Genomic DNA, 19,509 nt, shown 5'->3' with positions numbered 1-19,509 from the left:
AGAGATCGGGGGGATGGGCACGGATCAGGCGCTCTCGCGCTGCGTGGGCGGGACGGTGTCCAGGAGCACCTGCCCCACGACGGCCTCCTGCGTCACGCCGTCGTACTCCACGTCGGGGTGCAGGATCAGCCGGTGCGACAGCACGGGGACCGCGAGCGCCTTCACGTCGTCGGGCGTCGCGTACGTGCGCCCCTGGGCCGCGGCCCGGGCACGAGTCGCCCGCGTCAGCGCCAGCGCGCCACGGATACTGACGCCGAGGCGGACCTCGTCGGCTGAGCGGGTGGCATCCACGATCCGGGCGATGTAGTCCAGGACCAGCGCGTCGACGTACACGCTCGCCGCGAGGTCGGCCATGCCCACCAGGGCCTGCGGCGTGATGATCGGACGCAGGTCCGCGGTGGAGATCGCGGCGCCGTCGAGGATGCGGACCGTCGCCGCGTGGTCGGGGTAGCCGAGCGAGGTGCGCAGGAGGAAGCGGTCGAGCTGCGCCTCGGGAAGCCGGTACGTACCCGCCTGCTCGACGGGGTTCTGCGTCGCCAGCACGAGGAACGGAACGCCCACCTCGCGCGAGACACCGTCGATGGTGACGCGACCTTCCTCCATGACCTCCAGCAGAGCGGACTGGGTCTTCGGGCTCGCGCGGTTGATCTCGTCCGCGAGGACGATGTTGGCGAAGATCGGTCCGGCGTGGAACTCGAAGGTGCCGACCTTCTGGTCGTAGACGGTGATGCCCGTGATGTCACCGGGGAGAAGGTCGGGGGTGAATTGGATGCGGGTGTTCGTGCCCTGGACCGATTGGGCGATCGCCCGGGCCAAGGAGGTCTTGCCCGTGCCCGGCACGTCCTCCAGCAGCACGTGACCGTCGCTCAGCATGGCCGTGAGCACGAGCTCCACGACGTGCCGTTTGCCGAGCACGGCGCGCTCGACGTTGTCGGCGATCTGCGCGAAGGTCTGGGCGTACCAGGTCGCCTGTTCCTGGGTGATCGTCATGGCGGTGGGTCTCTCTGTCAGGGGGATCGGAAGTCGGGGTCAGGGCCGGGAAGTGGAGGTGGACGTGGGCGTCGGGTCGGGTGTGCCCGGCCGGCAGGAACCCTCCGTCTCGAGCACGGCCGAGTCCAGCCCCCATCCGCGCGCCGACCAGTCGACCGTCACGCGAACGTTCTTGACCGACGTCGCCCCGATCGGCACCAGCCGAGACCCGTCGGTGGTCGACAGCGCCGCGCCGTTCCGGTCGTAGTAGCGCACGGCATCCCAGTCGACGGTGAGGTCGGCCTGGTCGTTGGTGGAGCTGCGGGAGATGTCCAGGTTCTCGCCACCGACGCAGGATGCCACCCGCGCGCTGGCCTGCACCTGATACGGCGCACTGCCCGAGGCCGGAGCGACACGGCCGGTCTCGGACGTCGTGCCCCAGAACCGGTGCTGGAAATAGACGCCGATGTTGGGGTCGGAGCCGAAGACGGACGACCGTTCGTCGTCGAAGTTGGTGTACTTCACGTCGTTGAAGCGGGGCGGATCGTTGCCCTCGATGATCTCGGCGATCCGCCAGCGTGCGACCGGACGACCGTCCTCGGTGGCCTGGCCCGGCTTGGCGCCGACACGGAACGTGTACCCCCGCGGTGCCGCGGTGTCCTGCGCGACGCGATACTCCTGCGTGGTGCTCTTCGTCCCGTACGAGCGGCCGTCGTAGCTCGACTCCACGCAGAAGGTGAACGTGTACGCGACGCCGTCCTCCTTGCCCGGGAACTCGCGGCGCGGCCCGCCGTCGCCGACGCGGCAGTTCGTGCCCTCGACGATCCCGTACCGCAGCTCCGAGTCGGTGCCGTTCTGCCGTGCCGTGCCCTCGACGGTGACCGTGGACACGCCGTCGCCGGACGACCGCGAGGTGACGGTCATGTTCGGGTCGAGGGGGGCGCCGACACCGTGCGCCGAGAACACCAGCGCCCCGCCCTCCGCAGAGCCGCCGAGACCGGCCGGGATCTCGAATCGCGAGGACGGCGTGACGGTGATCTCGGTGCGCGCATTGCTGCCGACCCGGAACCCGTCGATGCGGACGTCCTGCTGGTTGCGGCCGACGCTGATGGTGCGCGTCTCGCCGGCGGCGCTGCGGATCTCGAGCTTTCCCGTCTCGGCGGATTCGACGCCCCGGATGACGAGGTCGGCGACGTCGCCCTCGCCGTCGCCCGTGGCGACGGGCGTGAAGTCGGCGGACTGGGGTCGCGCGGGCGGGTCGTACGCCCAGGCCGTCGTGCGCACCGATCCGCGGGACTCACCGACGGAGTTGACCGCGGTGGCGACGTACTCGCGCTGCTCGCCGTTGGGCGCGGCGATGGCCGGACACGACCCGTCCGGACCGCACTGCGCCACGACCTCACCGCCGAAACGCACGGCGAACCCGGTGAGCGACGGGTAGGCCCGACGCGCCTCGCCCGGATCGATGCGGAGGGTCAGGGAGCCGTCGGCGTACGCCGTCTGCCGCACGCTCGCGGGAGTACGGGGGAAGCCCTGGAGGTCGAGGACGACGCGGGCGTCGCGCGTACCGGCGGTCGACCGACCCTGCGCGTCGCGGAGCGTGACGCTCGCCGCGCATGTCGCACCGGGGGCGTCGGCCGTCCACGACGCCCGGACACCGGACGCGGACGCGACCTCGAAGCTCACCCCGGCGCACGCGCTCGTCGGGCTGACGCTCACGACCTCGAGGGGCGTCCGCGGGAGCGGATTGACCTCGCCCGGCAGACCCACCGCGTCGATCGTGCAACTCGACCCGGAGGCCTGCGAGCACTGCAACGTGGTCGTGCCGCCCTGCGGAAGGGTCGAGGGCGCAGCGCCCACGCGGAGGAGAAGACGTGCGGGCGCCACCGCGTTGTGGCTGGTCACCGAGACGATCGCGGCGTTCTCGGTGCCCGGTACGGCGCGGTCCGCGCCCGTGACCGTCACGATCGAGCCGTCGAGCGCGACGGAGGAGAACGCCGACCCGGAGTACTCGAGGGCGTAGCGGATGCCCGCCCAGTCCTCACGGCCGAGCTGCCAGCTGGTCATGTTCCGCAGGTCGAAAGTGGCGGTCTCGCCGGGGCCGACGGTCAACGACGCCGGCCGCAGCTCGGGCTGCGGTTCGCGGGCCACCACGCCGATCGGCACCGCCAGCACGGTCCAGTCCTGGGTACCGGCGATGCGGACGGGGATCTGGCACGCGTCCGTCCACGGCGACCCGGTGCCCGCGTCGTACCGCACGACTGTTCCGGTCACGCTGCAGCGTCCCTCGGCGCGTACGCCCGTGGTCGAGACGTCGGGGCCCACCTCGAGCGTCGACCGGCGTGGGACGGCGACGAGGGATGCCATGTCGAACTGGACCGACGCCAGCTCGTCGACGCGCTGGGCCGACCCTGGACGCAGCGCCAGCGTGAGATCGTCATCGCCCGGCACGCGGACGAATCCGTACGTCGTGACCTCCTGATCGCCCACCGTGCCGGTGACGGCGAAGGGGATGACGCGACGCGTCGCGGGCAGGTCGCCCGAGATGCGACGACCGTCGACGCGAACGTCGCTCGGGTCGCCCCATAGCGACACCCGCAGGTCACTCACCTCGCCGCCCGACCAGGTCGTGTGACCGTCGAGCACGTCGACGCCGGAGACGAACTGGTCGCGGTCCTCGACGGTGAGGACGGTGTCGGAGACCACCGGGTAGTCGGGAACGCTCTCCCGGACGACCTTGACGACGATCAGACCCCGACCGGTGTTGCCGGAGTCGGACTCGACGTCATACAGGAACGACATCGTCGTCGGGGCCTCACCCGCGCGGACGACGACGCCCGTATCCGAGACGTTCTCCACGAGCGTCTCGAGACGGGTGAACTCCGGGTTCTCGCTGCCGTCGACGAGGGTCTTCGGTAGATCCGGACGGACACCGGTGAGCTTCAGACGCCCCTGCGTCGGGTCGATGTCGTTGGCGAGCGGGCTCACGCGGATGCGACTGTCGGCACCGGCCTGCACCTGGACGTAATCCGTGAAGGTGATGGGGCTGGGGTTGGCCTCGGCATCCAGGACTCCGATGCGGATCGTGCCCTCGCCCGTGGCGCCGGACGGATCGACCACCCGGTACCGGAAGGACACCTGTCCGCGGTCGCCGGGAACCGAGGAGTAGACGATCGCCGAACCGTCGGCCGAGATCGAGGCGGTCCCCCGGTCGGGCTGGTTCACGATGCGGTCGAGCACGACGGCGTCACCGTCGGGATCGGCACCGAAGCTGCGGAACGGAATCGTCGTCGAGCCGCCGCTCAGGACGCGTCCCTGCAACGTCTCGGGGAGCGGCGCACGGTTGGCCTCGGGCCCGAGGACGGTGACGCGCACGGTCGCCTCGTCCCACAGCGACGGCGTCCCCGTCGTGTAGACGCGGTAGGTCACCTCGTAGGAACCGGGGGTCGTCGGGGCGAGGTAGCGCAGGACACCGCCGGAGGCGAAGGCGAGGCCGTCTGGCGACGGACTGGACTGCACGGATGCCGGGTCGAGGGTGGGGCGCCCTCCGGCCGGGGACACGTCGTTGTCGAGCACGGGGATGTCGGCCTGTGCTCCCGCGCGCACCGTGACATTGTCGTCGACGGCGATCGGAGCGATCTCGGGCGCGGGCGGAAGCAGGTACACGGTGGCCTCGCCGCCGACGCTGGAGCCCTCGTCGTCCGTCCCGTCGCTGACGGTGTACGCGACGGTGCCGAGCAGACCCGGTCCGCCCCCCGACGTACTGCCCGAGACGCGGAGGTCGTTCTGACCGACCGTGTCGACGGTGAGCGACGCCCCCTCCTCGGCGGTTGCGACGACGTCGCTGAGCAGCAGGACGCGCCCGGTGGGGTTGGAGACAGCGGCGAACACGTCGAGCGTCGCGTCCTCCTGCGGCCGGACGAAGGCGACGACGGGTGCGGTCGACAGCTGCGCCGGGGCGTCTCTCGGCAGCAGCGTGATGCGCGCCGTACCGGTGGCGTCGCGTCCGGCACCGGTGACGGTGAAGTCGACGCGGTAGACCCCGGGCTGCGCGGCGGTGAAGTCGAACGTCGTCGTCCCGCCGACGACGGTCGCCGATGCCTGCGCGTCGTCGAGGACGCGCACCGACCCGATCGACACGTCACCCGCGGTGCCGGTGACGTGCGGACCGACATCGACCGTCAGCGCGGAACCGGCCGTGTCGACGACCGCGAAGGACTGCACGGCGAGCGCCGGGTCGGGCGCGACGCGGATGAGCAACGGCTTCGTGGTCTGGGCGCCGGCGGTATCGGCCACCGTCACGTCGAGCTGGACCGTCTGCTCTCCTCCGGAGCCATCGTCGGAGTGCTGATAGACGACCTCACCGGCGGGGGTCGCGGCGACGCTTCCGACCCCGCTCGGGTTCTCGACCGACAACAGGAGGAGGGGGTCGCCGTCCGGATCGACCCAGCCCGGAAGGACGGGGACCGTGATGGTGCCGCCGCGGGCGACCTCCGGCGTCGGCCAGGGCTGGAGACACTTCTCGACGCCGCACCAGACCGGGGCCGCGTTGGAATCATCCGGCGACACGGTGAGGGTGACGGTGGTCGGAGAGGAGGTGAGGCCGTCGGCGGTGGTGCCGTCGGTCACCGCATACGAGAAGGTCGCCGAACCCGTGGCACCCGGCGCGACGCGGACCGCGAGCCGCTGCCCCTCGTCCGTGACCGAAAGGCTGCCGAAGCCGGGGTCGAGTCCGGTGACGCTCTCCCCCACGATGCTGAGCACGTCTTCATTGGGGTCGTGGTCGTTCAGGAGGACCGGCAAGGTGACCAGGCGTCCCGCGCGCACCCCGAAGCCGTCGGGCTCCGCGATCGGGGGCTTCGGGTCGAGGACGACGCTCACCTGCTCGTCGCTCTGGACAGCGGCCTCCTGCGTGCGGTCATCGAGCGTCCAGCTCTGACTCGAGGCCACGAGCCGGCCGTCCGGGACCGTCCACACCCAGCCGGTGCGCGTCTCGTTCAGGATGACGGCATGGTCGGTCGCGACGAACACCGGGCGTCGCTGATCGGGCATCGTCGCCCCGCCGTAGTCGAGGCCGGTCTCGCCGGCATCCGAGCGCCAGAGGGTTCCGCGCGCCTCCCCGGGCAGGAGCCACGCCGCATAGGCGACGCCGCCGTATTCGAGCGGCTTGGCCGGCTGACCCAGGACGTTTCCGCCCGCGCCCACCTCTCGCCGCGGTTCGCCTCCGTCGACGGGGATGCTCCACAGCGACTGCTCGTCGGCGAGATAGACGGCGTCACCGCGGGGATCGGGGTCGCCGACGACGAGCTGCTCCGCCGTGCCGAGGTCGACGGGGTCGTGGCCGCGCACCCACACGCGCCCCGCTTCGGCGTCGACGAGCACCCACTGGTCGCCGGCGGCGCTGAGCACGGGCGTCCCGACGTCGACCTGCAGGGCGTCGCGTCCTCGCAGCTCGTCCGCCTCGATGTCGTAGCGGATGACCGAACCGTCGGCCGACGAGTAGGCGAACAGCATGCCGCGCTCATCGACCGCCACGGCATCCGCCGTATAGGTGCGCGCGTTCTCGTCGCCGGCGGTCCCGAACGGGTCGAGCTCGGTGACGGCCTGCCCCGCCCGGCTCAGGCGACTCGCGAAAAGCGCGCCGGTGTCCGTGCGGTAGACGACGTAGTCGCCGGCCGTGACGACCGAGGTCGTGCCGGGGGGAGTGTCCGGGGCGGACTCGAGTTGCTCGTCCTGCAGGTCGATCGGCTGAGCCTCGTCGATGCGCGTCAGCTTGCTGTAGCTGTCGGTGAAGAGGTAGGCGCCGTCGGGACCCTGAGCGACCTGACTCGGGTTGCCCGCGGTGCGCACGGTGTCGAGCTCGCCGACGGTCGTGTTCACGCGCGCGTACCGCTGCCCCTCCCCCGTCTGCAGCGCCCACACCGACGTGTCGACCTCGGGCGTCTGCTGCGCGTCGAGGCCCGGCCAGACGATGCTCGCCGTGACGACGAGCGCCGCGGCGACGACCGTGGACGCCAGCCCCGCGACGGTCCTGCGCCTCACCGGACGACCCCGGTGGCCAGCAGAGCCGCGACCACGACCGCGGCGGCGGCGACCAGAGTCGCCGCGGCGAGCGCCCACGGCAGGAAGCGGTGCGAAGAGCGCGTGGGAGCCGAGATGTCGGTGTCTTCGTCGCGGGCGAGGCCGGCGACGCCGGACGGACCGCGGAGCTTGCGCACGCCTTCGCGCTCGATGTGGGAGCGCGCGGGGCCGCGCAGCGTGCCATCGGCGAAGTCGACCGCACGGGCGGTCGGCGCCCACTCGGCCGCGGGCACCTCGAGCGGGGTGGCGGGGAGTCCGAGCTCGGACTGCACGCCCTGCAGCGCCTCGCCCACCTCGCGGGCCGTGGCGTAACGGTCGGCGGGGTTGCGTGCCATCGTTCGCGCGAGCACCGCCTGGAGCGACGGCGGCACATCGGTGCGCGCGATCTCGGTGTACGACGCACGCGCGATCCGGCGGCGCAGCTGCTCCCGCGAGTTCTGTCCGCGCTCGCGCCGTTCGAAGGGGCTGTGCCCGGCCAGCAGCGAGTAGACCGTCGCCCCCAGGCTCCACACCTCGCTGGAAACCGTGCCGGCGGTCTGCTCGGCGACGACCTCGGGCGCGCTCCACGGCACGCTCATCGCGAGCATCTCATCGGCGCTCTGGCGCACGAGCGACGACGAGATACCGAAGTCCGCCAGCACGGGGGCGCCGAAGGTCGTCACGAGGATGTTGCTGGGCTTGACGTCGCGGTGCACGAGGCCGGCGTGATGCGCCGACTCCAGGGCACCCGCCATGCGAACGCCGATGGAGAGCACCTCGGCCACCGGCATCCGCTCCACCCGGTAACGCTGCGCGAGCGACCCGGGGCAGTACTCCATCACGATGTAGGGTCGGCCGTCGGCGGAGATCCCCGCCTGGTACACGGTGACGATCGACGGGTGCGCGGACAGGTGCGCGAGCACGTCGGCCTCGGCGTTGAACATGCGCAGCAGATCGGGGTCGCGCACGTCGCTGGGGAGCACCTTCACCGCGACGTCGCGGCGGGGCATGTCCTGCCCGTAGAGGAACACGTCGGCGAAACCGCCCGACCCGAGCGGTCTGATGTATGCCAGACCGGGAAGGATCGGGGGTGAGGAGGGCAGGCGCTGCGGCATCGTGCCCCCTCCCCGGAACCGGAATCCGCTGCACCTCGCGCGGACAACCCGGCAACTCTAACAAAGCCCCCCGAGTGGGCATTCGGGGCTTGTGGAGGCGCTCAGGATGCCAAAGGCCCGGGGTCGCGCGGATCGAACGGCGCGTCGAGGGAGCGGGACAGGTCGTCGAGCAACGCCGCGACCTGCGGCTCGACGTATTCGGCGACGGCCGCCTGGATACGCAGCCGGTGGTGCAGCAGCATGGCGCACACCTCGCGCCCGATCATGTTGGCGTAGTCGTCGGCGAGCCCGACCTCCTGCCGCAGTGCCGCCTTCGCGGCGTCCGACAACGGCGGCAGGGCGGGGAGCTCGGCTTCCTCTTCGGCCGCGAGACCGGTGAGCGTGAAGAGGAACGGCGCACCCGGCTCGGGCTCGGGATCCAGCGGCATCCCCTCGAACTCCGGCTCCAGTCCCTCGGTGGGACGATACGAGCGGCGGCGGTTGCGCGCGGCCTGCTGGTCGAGCTCGGTCTGCAGCATCGGAAGGTTACGGGAGGTGTACTCGGCGACGGCGTGGTCGACGATCGTCTTCACGCGCGTCGACAGCCCGTGCTGCACTCCGTGCGGCACGTCGGAGCCGAGACCCGCGGCCGAGAGCACCGGCGAACCGAAGCATCGGCGGCACGGCGCGATGCGCCCGCGATGGTGCGCCGGCTCCCATCGGGGCAGCCACGCGAGCCAGGCGTCCACCGCCTGGCCGACCTGGGTCTCGAGCGACCGCTCCACGCCCCTACGCTAGCCCGACCGAAGCCCGAGCGGGGGGATGCCACGGTCCCCGATCACTGATCGTCATCGTCCTCGCGCTCCCATCGCCAACGCGGACGGTCGCTTCGACTGCGGACGAGGAGCACGCCGAAAGCACCGGCGAGGAGTCCCGAACACGCGATGACGACCCCGGGCCATCCCAGCGCGACCGCACCGGCGGCCGCCAAGCCCCGGGCCGCGTCTCCCCCGGTCACGGCCGCGCCGATCGCGATGCCGAGCGTCTCCCCGACGTAGACGCCGACCGCGCACGGGACGGCGGTGAGGTATCCCGGCGGGACAGCGCGAAGGCCCCACAGCAGCACGCCGGCGAAGACGAGGAGTGCGAGGAGCATACCCGCCACCCCCGGCAGCGGTCCGAGGCCGCCCACCGGGATGACATCGGCGTCGAAGACGAGGCTCGCCACGCCCAAGCCGCCGATGGCCAGGGCGAGGAACGTCGCCGTCGCGAAAACGACGGCGACCGGCGGGGTCACCCCCGCCGGTCGCGGCGCGTCTGTCATGGCATCCGGTCTCAGTGAGACAGGACGGGCCCGGCTTCGAGGGTGCGCTCGTACTCGCGCTGCGCCTCGTCGTTGATCTCGGTGACGCGGCGTCCGCGCTTGGCGACCCACGCTCCGAACCAGATGGTCAGCTCGCGGCCGAGCACGAAGGCGACGATGGCCAGCGGCGCGAGCACGCTCTCCTGGACCACGTCCACGCCCTGGCGTGCCGTCAGCATCCAGAACGGTGCGGCGAAGAGCGCCCCGAGAAGGTAACCGCCCCAGGAGATCACCCCGACCAGGAGGCCCCAGACGACCCAGTGGCCCCAACGCCCGCGGTTGATGATCGCGCCCAGGAACCAGAAGCCCACGAAGAACGCCACCACCGGCACCCACAGGGTCCACGTGGCCAGGGCCGAGAGCGCGGCGTCCGCGAGGCCGGCCACCTGGACCGACCCCGTGAGCAGGTCGAGACCCAAGGTCGCGGCGAGGTACAGAACGGCGAAGACCAGGGCGGCGAGCAACCCGATCGCTCCGGCCGCGCCGCGGTTGCCGCGGGGGCGGGGAGCCTCGGGGGCCTGCACGAAGATCGGCTGCGCGGCACCCACCGGACGGGTCTCGTCCCCGTAGGCGGGCGAAGCGCCGTAGGCGGGTGACGCGGCGGTCGCCGCAGCGGCACCGGCCGCGGCCGCGGCAGCGGGTGCGGAGACGTCGGAGCGTCGCTCCTCGCCCGCGGGCGCGGGGTTCGTGTCGGCCGCGGGGGTGGACGCAGCCTCGGGCTCGGCGGACGCCGCGTAGGCCGCCCACCGCGCGTCCTCGTCATCGAGGTCGACCGAGCGGTGCGTGCCCGGAGCGGAGACGGGGGTCTCGCTCTTCGGCTCGACCGGCGACGCGTCGTGCACGGTGGTCGTCGCGGCAGGCGACGGGGAGTCGCCACCGGACTCGCGCTCGTTCCACGCGGCAGCGGCCACCTCCGGGTCGACCGCGTCGCGTCGGGCCGCCTCAGCGTCGGCGAGACCCTCGTGGGCACGTCCGACGACGTCGTGCGCCTCTTCCTTGGGCTCGTCGACGGGGTCGCCGTACGACTGGGGGTCGCTCATCGGGATCTCCTCACGCGCGCAGATATGGTGCGGCGCAAGGCTAACCCGCGCGGCGCCCCGCGTCGGGGAGGCGTGCCGTCGTGTGTCGGTCTCGACGGTGTCGGCGGGTCCGCCTAGGGTGGGCGGCATGACCGGTCGACCGACAGCAGCGGCTCTCGCCGCGGTGCTCGCGACCGCCGCCGTCTTCGCGCTCAGCGCGTGCGCTCCCGAGCAGAGTGCCGAGCCCGCGCCCACCGCCGCCTCGCCCGCCGACTCCGCGACGCCCGGCGGAACGCCCATTCCGACCCTCACCCCCACGGTCGCGCCCGCGGCGATCCCGACCGATTGCCGTGCGATCCTGACCCCCGACGTGCAGTCGCAACTGGGCTCCACTCCGCTGAACGATCCGGCCCTGGGCCCCTCGGGTGTGCAGTCCGACGGCTCGCTCGTGTGCATCTGGCGCGATCCCGCCGCCGACACGACGGGCCTGGTGACCCGCATCACGCGCATGGACCGCGGACCCGCGCTCGACATGCTGAACGACCTGGTCAACACCCAGGGCTTCAGTTGCTACACCCCCGACGAGGGCACCCGCTGCGAGAAGACGTGGATCAACCCCACGTACCCGGTGAACGACGGTCGCACACTCTTCTGGCGCAACGACGTCCTCATCGACACCCAGTACTCCAACCTCGCACCGACGGGCTACACCGCGAGCATCATCGCCGCGATCTTCGGCTGACGCCCGCTCACTCCCCGAAGGCGCGGGATGCCACGACCACGGCGTACCCGTCCGGCATCCATCCCGAGAAGGTCGACGACACCCACCGGTCGCCGCGCAGGTCGTGCACCTCGGTGACGTCGCCCACCGTGCGTTCGCAGTGCACGCCGTCACCGTGGGGGTCGCACGCGAAACCCTGGCCGCTTAAGGTGGTCGACACCGCCGCGGCACCGGCGGCGGAGACGGTCGCGACGCTCGTCTCGAGCCACCGCCCGGACTCTCCGCGCCAGTGACACGTGATCACCGGGGTGGGAGCGGCCGCAGCGACCGCCTCGGGCGTCGAGAGCGGTCCGGTGTGCCGCTGCGTCAGCAGAGCCTCCGGCGACCACACGAGCTCCGACCACATCGGCTGGGTGTAGAGATCGCGGCACGTCGTCGCCGGCCCGGGCACGCGCGGTGCATCGGTCCAGGGTGGGGTGGTCGACCCTGCCCTCAGCGTCTCGCCGACGAACGTCACGGCCCCGGGCAGCCCCGGGGCGGCGAGGACGGCCAGAGCCGCGACGACCGCGGCGCACAGCACGCCGACCGGCCACGCGATCCAGACACTGCGCCCCGCGACTCGAGCCATCCGTTCCTCCCCCACAACGGTAGGTGACCCACCCCCGCGCGCCCGAATGGCGACACGCCGCGCCCGCGACATGTCACGCGCCCGAAACGCGTCGGGCACGACGAAGGCCCCCGGCGTGAGCCGAGGGCCTTCGGGATCCGGATGCCGCACCGGGGTGCGGCATCCGTCTCACTCAGTTGTAGGTGCCGGGCGTGAAGTCGTCCGTGGAGAAGCTGTCGAAATCGACGTAGCTCAGGTCGGCGTCGCTGTACGCGCCGTCCGAGGCGAAGATGCGGTTGGGGTACCGCTCGCTCTTGGCCTCTTCCGTCGCCTCGACGGTGACGTTGCGGTACTTCGCAAGACCCGTTCCGGCGGGGATGAGCTTTCCGATGATGACGTTCTCCTTGAGGCCGACCAGCGGGTCGCTCTTGCCCTCCATGGCCGCCTGCGTCAGGACGCGGGTGGTCTCCTGGAAGGACGCGGCCGACAGCCACGACTCGGTCGCCAGCGACGCCTTGGTGATACCCATCAGCTCGGGACGACCCGACGCGGGGCGCTTGCCCTCGCCGACCGTCTCGCGGTTGATGGTCTGGTAGCGCTTGAAGTCCACCAGCTCACCGGGCAGCAGATCGGTGTCGCCGTGGTCGACGACGGTGACCTTGCGCAGCATCTGGCGCACGATGACCTCGATGTGCTTGTCGTGGATCGGCACACCCTGCGAGCGGTACACGCCCTGGACGCCGTTGACGAGGTACTTCTGCACCTCGCGGGCACCCTGCACGCGCATGACCTCCTTGGGGTCGAGCGTTCCGACCTGGAGGGGCTCGCCGACCTTGACGTGCTGGCCGTCCTCGACGAGGAGGGTCGCACGCTTCAGGACCGGGTAGACGACCGGCTCGTCGCCGTTGTCGGGCGTGAGGATGACCTTCTTGGCCTTCTCGGTCTCGTCGATCGTGATGCGGCCGTCGGCCTCGGCGATCGGCGAGGCACCCTTGGGGGTACGCGCCTCGAACAGCTCCTGCACGCGGGGAAGACCCTGCGTGATGTCGTCGGCCGACGCCGAACCACCGGTGTGGAAGGTACGCATCGTCAGCTGGGTACCGGGCTCACCGATCGACTGGGCCGCGATGATGCCGACGGCCTCGCCGATGTCGACGATCTTTCCGGTCGCGAGCGAACGGCCGTAGCACTTCGCGCAGACACCGACGGCCGAGTCGCAGGTCAGCACGGAGCGGACCTTGATCGACTCCACGCCCCCCTCGACCAGCTTGTTGATGAGCACGTCGCCCACGTCGTCGCCGGCCTCGGCCAGAACCGTGCCCTGCGCGTCGACGACCGCCGTGGCGAGCGTGCGAGCGAAGACCGAGTTCTCGACGTTGGCATCCTTGACCAGGGTGCCGTTCGCGTCGAGCGCGGCGATCGGGAGCTCGAGGCCCTTCGACGTGCCGCAGTCCTCTTCGCGGATGATGACGTCCTGCGAGACGTCGACGAGACGACGCGTCAGGTACCCCGAGTCGGCCGTACGGAGGGCCGTGTCGGCCAGACCCTTACGGGCACCGTGCGTGGCGATGAAGTACTCGGCGACCGACAGACCCTCGCGGTACGAGGAGATGATCGGACGCGGGATGATCTCACCCTTGGGGTTGTTCACGAGCCCTCGCATACCCGCGATGTTGCGGATCTGCAGCCAGTTACCACGGGCACCCGACGAGACCATGCGGTTGATGGTGTTGTCGGCCGGGAAGTTGTCGCGCATCGCCTTCTGGACGTCGTCGGTCGCCTCGGTCCAGATCTTGATGAGCTCCTGACGACGCTCGGCGTCGGTGGTCAGACCCTTCTCGTACTGCGCCTGGACCTTCGCGGCCTGCTTCTCGTAGCCCGCGACGATCTCCGCCTTGTTCGGCGGGGTGAGGATGTCGCTCAGCGCGACCGTCACACCCGAACGCGTGGCCCAGTAGAAGCCGGCGTCCTTGATGCGGTCGAGCGATGCCGCGACCTCGACCTTCGGGTACTCCTCGGCCAGCTTGTTGACGATCTGCGACAGCTTGCCCTTGTCGGCCTGCTCGCGGACGAACGGGTAGCCCTTGGGCAGCGTGTCGTTGAAGATCGCCTGACCGAGCGAGGCATCCACGAGACCGTGACGCTCGTAGCCCTCGGGCGCCTGACCCTCGAGGAAGGTCAGACCCGGGATGCGGATGCGCGCCTTGGCCTGCAGGTCGAGGGTTCCCTCGTCCTTCGCCAGGATCGCCTCGCCGACCGAACCGAACGCACGGCCCTCGCCCTTCGCACCCTCCTTGAGGGTGGTGAGGTGGTGGAGGCCGATGATCATGTCCTGCGAGGGCAGGGTCACCGGACGACCGTCCGAGGGCTTCAGGATGTTGTTCGACGCGAGCATGAGCACGCGGGCCTCGGCCTGCGCCTCGACCGAGAGCGGCAGGTGGACGGCCATCTGGTCACCGTCGAAGTCGGCGTTGAACGCCGCGCAGACGAGCGGGTGCAGCTGGATCGCCTTGCCCTCGACGAGCTGGGGCTCGAACGCCTGGATGCCGAGACGGTGCAGGGTGGGTGCACGGTTCAGCAGCACGGGACGCTCGCGGATGATCTCTTCCAGCACGTCCCAGACCTCGGGACGGTAGCGCTCGACGGCGCGCTTGGCGGCCTTGATGTTCTGCGAGTGACCGAGGTCGATCAGACGCTTGATCACGAACGGCTTGAACAGCTCGAGCGCCATCTGCTTGGGCAGACCGCACTGGTGCAGCTTCAGCTGGGGTCCGACGATGATGACGGAACGACCCGAGTAGTCCACGCGCTTGCCGAGCAGGTTCTGGCGGAAGCGACCCTGCTTTCCCTTGAGCATGTCGCTCAGGGACTTCAGGGCGCGGTTGCCGGTACCGGTGACGGGGCGACCGCGGCGACCGTTGTCGAACAGTGCGTCGACGGCCTCCTGCAGCATGCGCTTCTCGTTGTTCACGATGATCTCGGGGGCACCGAGGTCGATCAGACGACGGAGGCGGTTGTTGCGGTTGATCACGCGACGGTAGAGGTCGTTCAGGTCGGAGGTGGCGAAACGGCCACCGTCGAGCTGGACCATCGGGCGCAGCTCCGGCGGGATCACCGGAACGACGTCGAGCACCATCGAGGCCGGCGACATGCCGGTCTGCAGGAACGAGTTGACGACCTTCAGACGCTTGATCGCGCGGATCTTGCGCTGGCCCTTGCCCTCCGAGATCTGCAGGTGGAGGCTGTCGGCCTCGGCCTGCAGGTCGAAGATCTCCAGACGACGCTTGATCGACTCGGCGCCCATGTGGGCCTCGAAGTACTGACCGAAGCGGTCCTGGAGCTCGTGGAACACGTCGTCCTCGGGCTTCAGGGCGCCGACCTCGAGCGTGCGGAAGTCTTCCCACACGCGCTCGAGCTTGGCGATCTGCTCGTCCGCGTTCTTGCGGATCGAGGTCATGTCCTTCTCGGCGGCGTCCTTGACCTTCTTCTTCTGGTCGGCCTTCGCGCCTTCGGCCTCGAGGGCCGCGAGCTCCTCCTCCAGCTTCGCCAGACGGGCGGCGATGCGCGAGTCGCGGCGGTCGCCGAGCGTCTTCAGCTCGAGACGGATGTTGTTCTCCTGCGTCGCCAGGTCTCGGTGACGAGCATCCTCGTCGACCGAGATGACCATGTAGGCGGCGAAGTAGATGACCTTCTCGAGGTCCTTCGGCGCCATGTCCAGCAGGTAGCCGAGGCGCGAGGGCACGCCCTTGAAGTACCAGATGTGGGTCACGGGAGCGGCGAGCTCGATGTGGCCCATGCGCTCGCGACGGACCGAGGACTTGGTGACCTCGACGCCGCAGCGCTCGCAGACGATGCCCTTGAAGCGGACGCGCTTGTACTTGCCGCACGCGCACTCCCAGTCGCGGGAGGGTCCGAAGATCTGCTCGCCGAACAGACCGTCCTTCTCGGGCTTCAGGGTGCGGTAGTTGATGGTTTCGGGCTTCTTGACCTCACCGAACGACCAACGACGGATGTCGTCGGCGGTGGCCAGGCCAATACGAAGCTGATCGAAAGTGGTTGATTCGAGCACTGGTTCTCCTGTGTCGGAATTCTGTTCGTTGCCTGGCCGGGTCAGATCTCGTCGATGGACGAGGACTCGAAGCGGCTGGAGATGTTGATGCCGAGCTCTTCGGCGGCGCGGAAGGCGTCGTCGTCGGTGTCACGGAGGTTGACCGCCGTGCCGTCGGCCGAGAGGACCTCGACGTTCAGGCAGAGCGACTGCATCTCCTTCATGAGCACCTTGAAGGACTCGGGGATGCCGGGCTCCTGGATGTTCTCGCCCTTGACGATCGCTTCGTACACCTTGACGCGGCCGAGGATGTCGTCGGACTTGATCGTGAGGAGCTCCTGCAGCGCGTACGCGGCGCCGTAGGCCTCGAGCGCCCACACCTCCATCTCACCGAAGCGCTGGCCACCGAACTGGGCCTTACCGCCGAGCGGCTGCTGGGTGATCATCGAGTAGGGGCCCGTCGAGCGAGCGTGGATCTTGTCGTCGACGAGGTGGTGCAGCTTCAGGATGTACATGTAGCCGACCGAGATGGGCGCGGGGAAGGGCTCTCCGTGACGACCGTCGAACAGGATGGTCTTTCCGGTGGAGTCGATCAGCCGCTCGCCGTCGCGGTTGGGGATCGTCGAGTCGAGCAGACCCGCGATCTCATCCTCGAAGGCGCCGTCGAACACGGGGGTCGCGACCTTGGTGCCGGGAGCGGCCTCGCGGGCCACCTCGGGCAGGTGAGCCGCCCACTCCGGCGTCCCCTCGACCTTCCAACCCTGCTGGGCGATCCAGCCGAGGTGGAGCTCGAGGACCTGGCCGAAGTTCATTCGACCCGGGATGCCGAGCGGGTTGAGCACGACGTCGACGGGGGTGCCGTCGGCGAGGAAGGGCATGTCCTCGATCGGAAGGATCTTGGCGATGACACCCTTGTTGCCGTGGCGACCGGCGAGCTTGTCGCCCTCGGTGATCTTGCGCTTCTGGGCGATGTAGACCACGACGCGACGGTTGACGCCCGAGCCGAGCTCGTCATCGCCGTCCTCGGCGTTGAACTCCTTGACGGCGATGATCGTGCCCTGCTCGCCGTGGGGCACCTTCAGCGAGGTGTCACGGACTTCGCGGCTCTTCTCGTTGAAGATCGCGCGGAGCAGGCGCTCCTCGGCGGAGAGCTCGGTCTCGCCCTTGGGCGTGACCTTGCCGACGAGGATGTCACCGGGACGGACCTCGGCGCCGATGCGGACGATGCCGCGCTCGTCGAGGTCCTTCAGCAGGTCGGGGCTGACGTTGGGGAGGTCACGGGTGATCTCCTCCTTGCCGAGCTTGGTGTCACGCGCGTCGACCTCGTACTCCTCGATGTGGATCGACGACAGCGTGTCGTCCTTCACGAGGTCCTGGCTGAGGATGATCGCGTCCTCGAAGTTGTGACCCTCCCACGTCATGAACGCCACGAGGAGGTTCTTGCCGAGGGCGAGCTCGCCGTTCTCGGTCGCAGGACCGTCGGCGATGACCTCGCCGGCCTCGATGCGCTCACCGGCGGAGACGACGACGCGCTGGTTGTACGACGTGCCCTGGTTGGAGCGGTCGAACTTCCGCAGGAAGTAGTCCTGCGTGCCGCCCTCGTCGAGCTGGATCGTCACGACGTCGGCCGAGACCTCCAGGACGACGCCCGGCTTGTCGGCGGTGACGACGTCACCGGCGTCGATCGCGGCGAAGCCCTCCATACCGGTACCCACGACGGGCGACTCGCTGCGCACGAGCGGAACGGCCTGGCGCTGCATGTTCGCACCCATGAGGGCGCGGTTGGCGTCGTCGTGCTCGAGGAACGGGATGAGCGAGGTCGCCACCGACACCATCTGGCGCGGCGAGACGTCCATGTAGCCGATCTCGTCGACCGGGAACAGGTCGACCTCGCCACCCTGGCCGCGACGGGCGAGGATGCGGTCCTCGACGAAGTGACCGTCGGCCTTGAGAGCCACACCGGCCTGAGCGACGATGTGGTCGCTCTCTTCGCTCGCGGTGAGGTAGTCGATCTGGTCGGTCACGCGACCGTCGACGACGCGGCGGTACGGCGTCTCGATGAAGCCGAACGCGTTGATGCGCGCGAACGAGGCGAGCGAACCGATCAGGCCGATGTTCGGGCCTTCCGGGGTCTCGATCGGGCACATGCGGCCGTAGTGCGACGGGTGGACGTCACGGACCTCGACGCCGGCACGCTCACGGGACAGACCGCCGGGGCCCAGCGCCGACAGGCGGCGCTTGTGGGTCAGACCCGCGAGCGGGTTGTTCTGGTCCATGAACTGCGACAGCTGCGACGTGCCGAAGAACTCCTTGATCGCGGCCACGACGGGGCGCACGTTGATCAGGGTCTGCGGCGTGATCGCCTCGATGTCCTGCGTGGTCATGCGCTCGCGGACGACGCGCTCCATGCGCGACAGACCGGTGCGGACCTGGTTCTGGATGAGCTCGCCGACCGCGCGGATGCGACGGTTGCCGAAGTTGTCGATGTCATCCACGTCGAGACGGATCTCGGCGGGCTGGCCGTGGCGGACGCCGTCGAACGCGGTGTCGCCGCGGTGCAGACGCACGAGGTACTTGATCGTGGCGACGATGTCGTCGACGGTCAGCACCGAGTCGGACAGCGGCTTGTCGAGACCGAGCTTCTGGTTGATCTTGTAGCGACCCACCTTGGCGAGGTCGTAGCGCTTCGGGTTGAAGTAGAAGTTGTCCAGCAGCGCGCGGGCGGCCTCGGCGGCGACCTGCTCGCCCGGACGGAGCTTGCGGTAGATGTCGCGGAGCGCATCTTCCTTCGTGAGGATCGTGTCCTTCGACAGCGTCTCCTCGATCGAGTCGAAGCCGGCGAACTCGGCGAGGATGTCCTCGCTCGTGAGGCCCAGGGCCTTGAGGAAGACGGTGACCGACTGCTTGCGCTTGCGGTCGATGCGCACGCCGACCTGGTCGCGCTTGTCGATCTCGAACTCGAGCCACGCACCGCGCGAGGGGATGACGCGCGCCGAGACGATGTCCTTGTCGGAGGTCTTGTCGGGCGTCTTGTCGAAGTAGACACCCGGCGAGCGAACGAGCTGCGACACGACGACACGCTCGGTGCCGTTGATGATGAACGTGCCCTTGTCGGTCTGGAGCGGGAAGTCGCCCATGAAGACCGTCTGGGTCTTGATCTCACCGGTCTGGTGGTTCATGAACTCGGCCTCGACGTACAGCGGGGCGGCGTAGGTCTTGCCGCGCTCCTTGCACTCCTCGATCGAGTACTTCTCGGGCTCGAGGTACGGGTTCGTGAACGAGAGCTGCATCGTCTCGCTCAGGTCTTCGATCGGCGAGATCTCCTCGAAGATCTCCTCGAGTCCGCTGATCTCGGGCACGTCGGTGCGACCGACGGCCTGAGCCTCGGCGACCCGGGCCTTCCAGGCTTCGTTACCGACCAGCCAGTCGAACGACTCGGTCTGCAGCGCGAGCAGATCGGGAACGGTCAGCTTGTCGGAGATCTTCGCGAACGAGAGGCGGGATGCTCCGCGTCCGCTCTTCGGGGTGGTGGTGGATGCGTTGCTCGCAGCAGCCAAGGGAATAACCTCCAGAAGCCCGGGCGAGGGGCTCGTGATTCCTTGTCGTCAGGTGGAGTGCGTTCCTGCCC

The 19,509-nt window shown here is 69.8% G+C and carries 10 protein-coding genes; 1 reads left to right on the top strand and 9 read right to left on the bottom strand.

The genetic code is table 11. The annotated features are described in order from the left end of the window. Positions 1-24: 24 nt before the first annotated feature. From AC3WLZ_RS02385 to AC3WLZ_RS02360, 6 genes are all read right to left on the bottom strand, one after another. Entirely contained in the window at positions 25-990 is a 966-nt protein-coding gene (locus tag AC3WLZ_RS02385; RefSeq protein ID WP_412923502.1) for an AAA family ATPase, read from the bottom strand. 39 nt (positions 991-1,029) lie between these two features. Then, positions 1,030-7,011 carry an Ig-like domain-containing protein gene (locus AC3WLZ_RS02380; protein WP_492468919.1) on the bottom strand — a complete coding sequence of 1,994 codons (5,982 nt, stop codon included), beginning with the start codon at positions 7,009-7,011 and terminating at the stop codon, positions 1,030-1,032. After that, entirely contained in the window at positions 7,008-8,144 is a 1,137-nt protein-coding gene (locus AC3WLZ_RS02375) for a serine/threonine-protein kinase (protein WP_492468918.1), read from the bottom strand. The genes AC3WLZ_RS02380 and AC3WLZ_RS02375 overlap by 4 nt, the downstream gene beginning before the upstream one ends. 101 nt (positions 8,145-8,245) lie before the next feature. Further along, a complete protein-coding gene (locus tag AC3WLZ_RS02370; RefSeq protein WP_492468917.1) occupies positions 8,246-8,908 on the bottom strand; it encodes a spermidine/putrescine ABC transporter substrate-binding protein in 663 nt (220 codons plus the stop codon). Between the two features lie 53 nt (positions 8,909-8,961). After that, complete coding sequence (locus AC3WLZ_RS02365) at positions 8,962-9,447, bottom strand: DUF6121 family protein (RefSeq protein ID WP_492468916.1); 486 nt, start codon at positions 9,445-9,447, stop codon at positions 8,962-8,964. A gap of 11 nt (positions 9,448-9,458) precedes the next feature. Beyond that, positions 9,459-10,526, bottom strand: coding sequence for an ABC transporter (locus AC3WLZ_RS02360; RefSeq protein ID WP_492468914.1), 1,068 nt, complete (start codon positions 10,524-10,526; stop codon positions 9,459-9,461). 127 nt (positions 10,527-10,653) lie between these two features. On the opposite strand from AC3WLZ_RS02360, the gene AC3WLZ_RS02355 reads away from it, so the two are divergent. Then, positions 10,654-11,247 (top strand): hypothetical protein, encoded by a 594-nt coding sequence (locus AC3WLZ_RS02355; protein WP_412923495.1) that lies wholly within the window; start codon positions 10,654-10,656, stop codon positions 11,245-11,247. A 7-nt stretch (positions 11,248-11,254) separates the two neighbouring features. Here the strand turns inward: AC3WLZ_RS02355 and AC3WLZ_RS02350 are convergent, their stop codons facing one another. The 3 genes from AC3WLZ_RS02350 to rpoB form a co-directional block, all read right to left on the bottom strand. Further along, entirely contained in the window at positions 11,255-11,854 is a 600-nt protein-coding gene (locus AC3WLZ_RS02350; protein ID WP_492468913.1) for a hypothetical protein, read from the bottom strand. Between the two features lie 172 nt (positions 11,855-12,026). Continuing rightward, positions 12,027-15,902, bottom strand: coding sequence for a DNA-directed RNA polymerase subunit beta' (gene rpoC, locus AC3WLZ_RS02345; RefSeq protein ID WP_412923492.1), 3,876 nt, complete (start codon positions 15,900-15,902; stop codon positions 12,027-12,029). Between the two features lie 41 nt (positions 15,903-15,943). Further along, positions 15,944-19,438 carry a DNA-directed RNA polymerase subunit beta gene (rpoB, locus tag AC3WLZ_RS02340; protein WP_412923491.1) on the bottom strand — a complete coding sequence of 1,165 codons (3,495 nt, stop codon included), beginning with the start codon at positions 19,436-19,438 and terminating at the stop codon, positions 15,944-15,946. Positions 19,439-19,509: the final 71 nt, after the last annotated feature.

Source organism: Microbacterium sp. FW305-3-2-15-F-LB2 (genome assembly GCF_058787255.1).
Note: the sequence above shows the minus strand (reverse complement) of the source record. Positions and strands in the feature narration are given on the sequence as shown.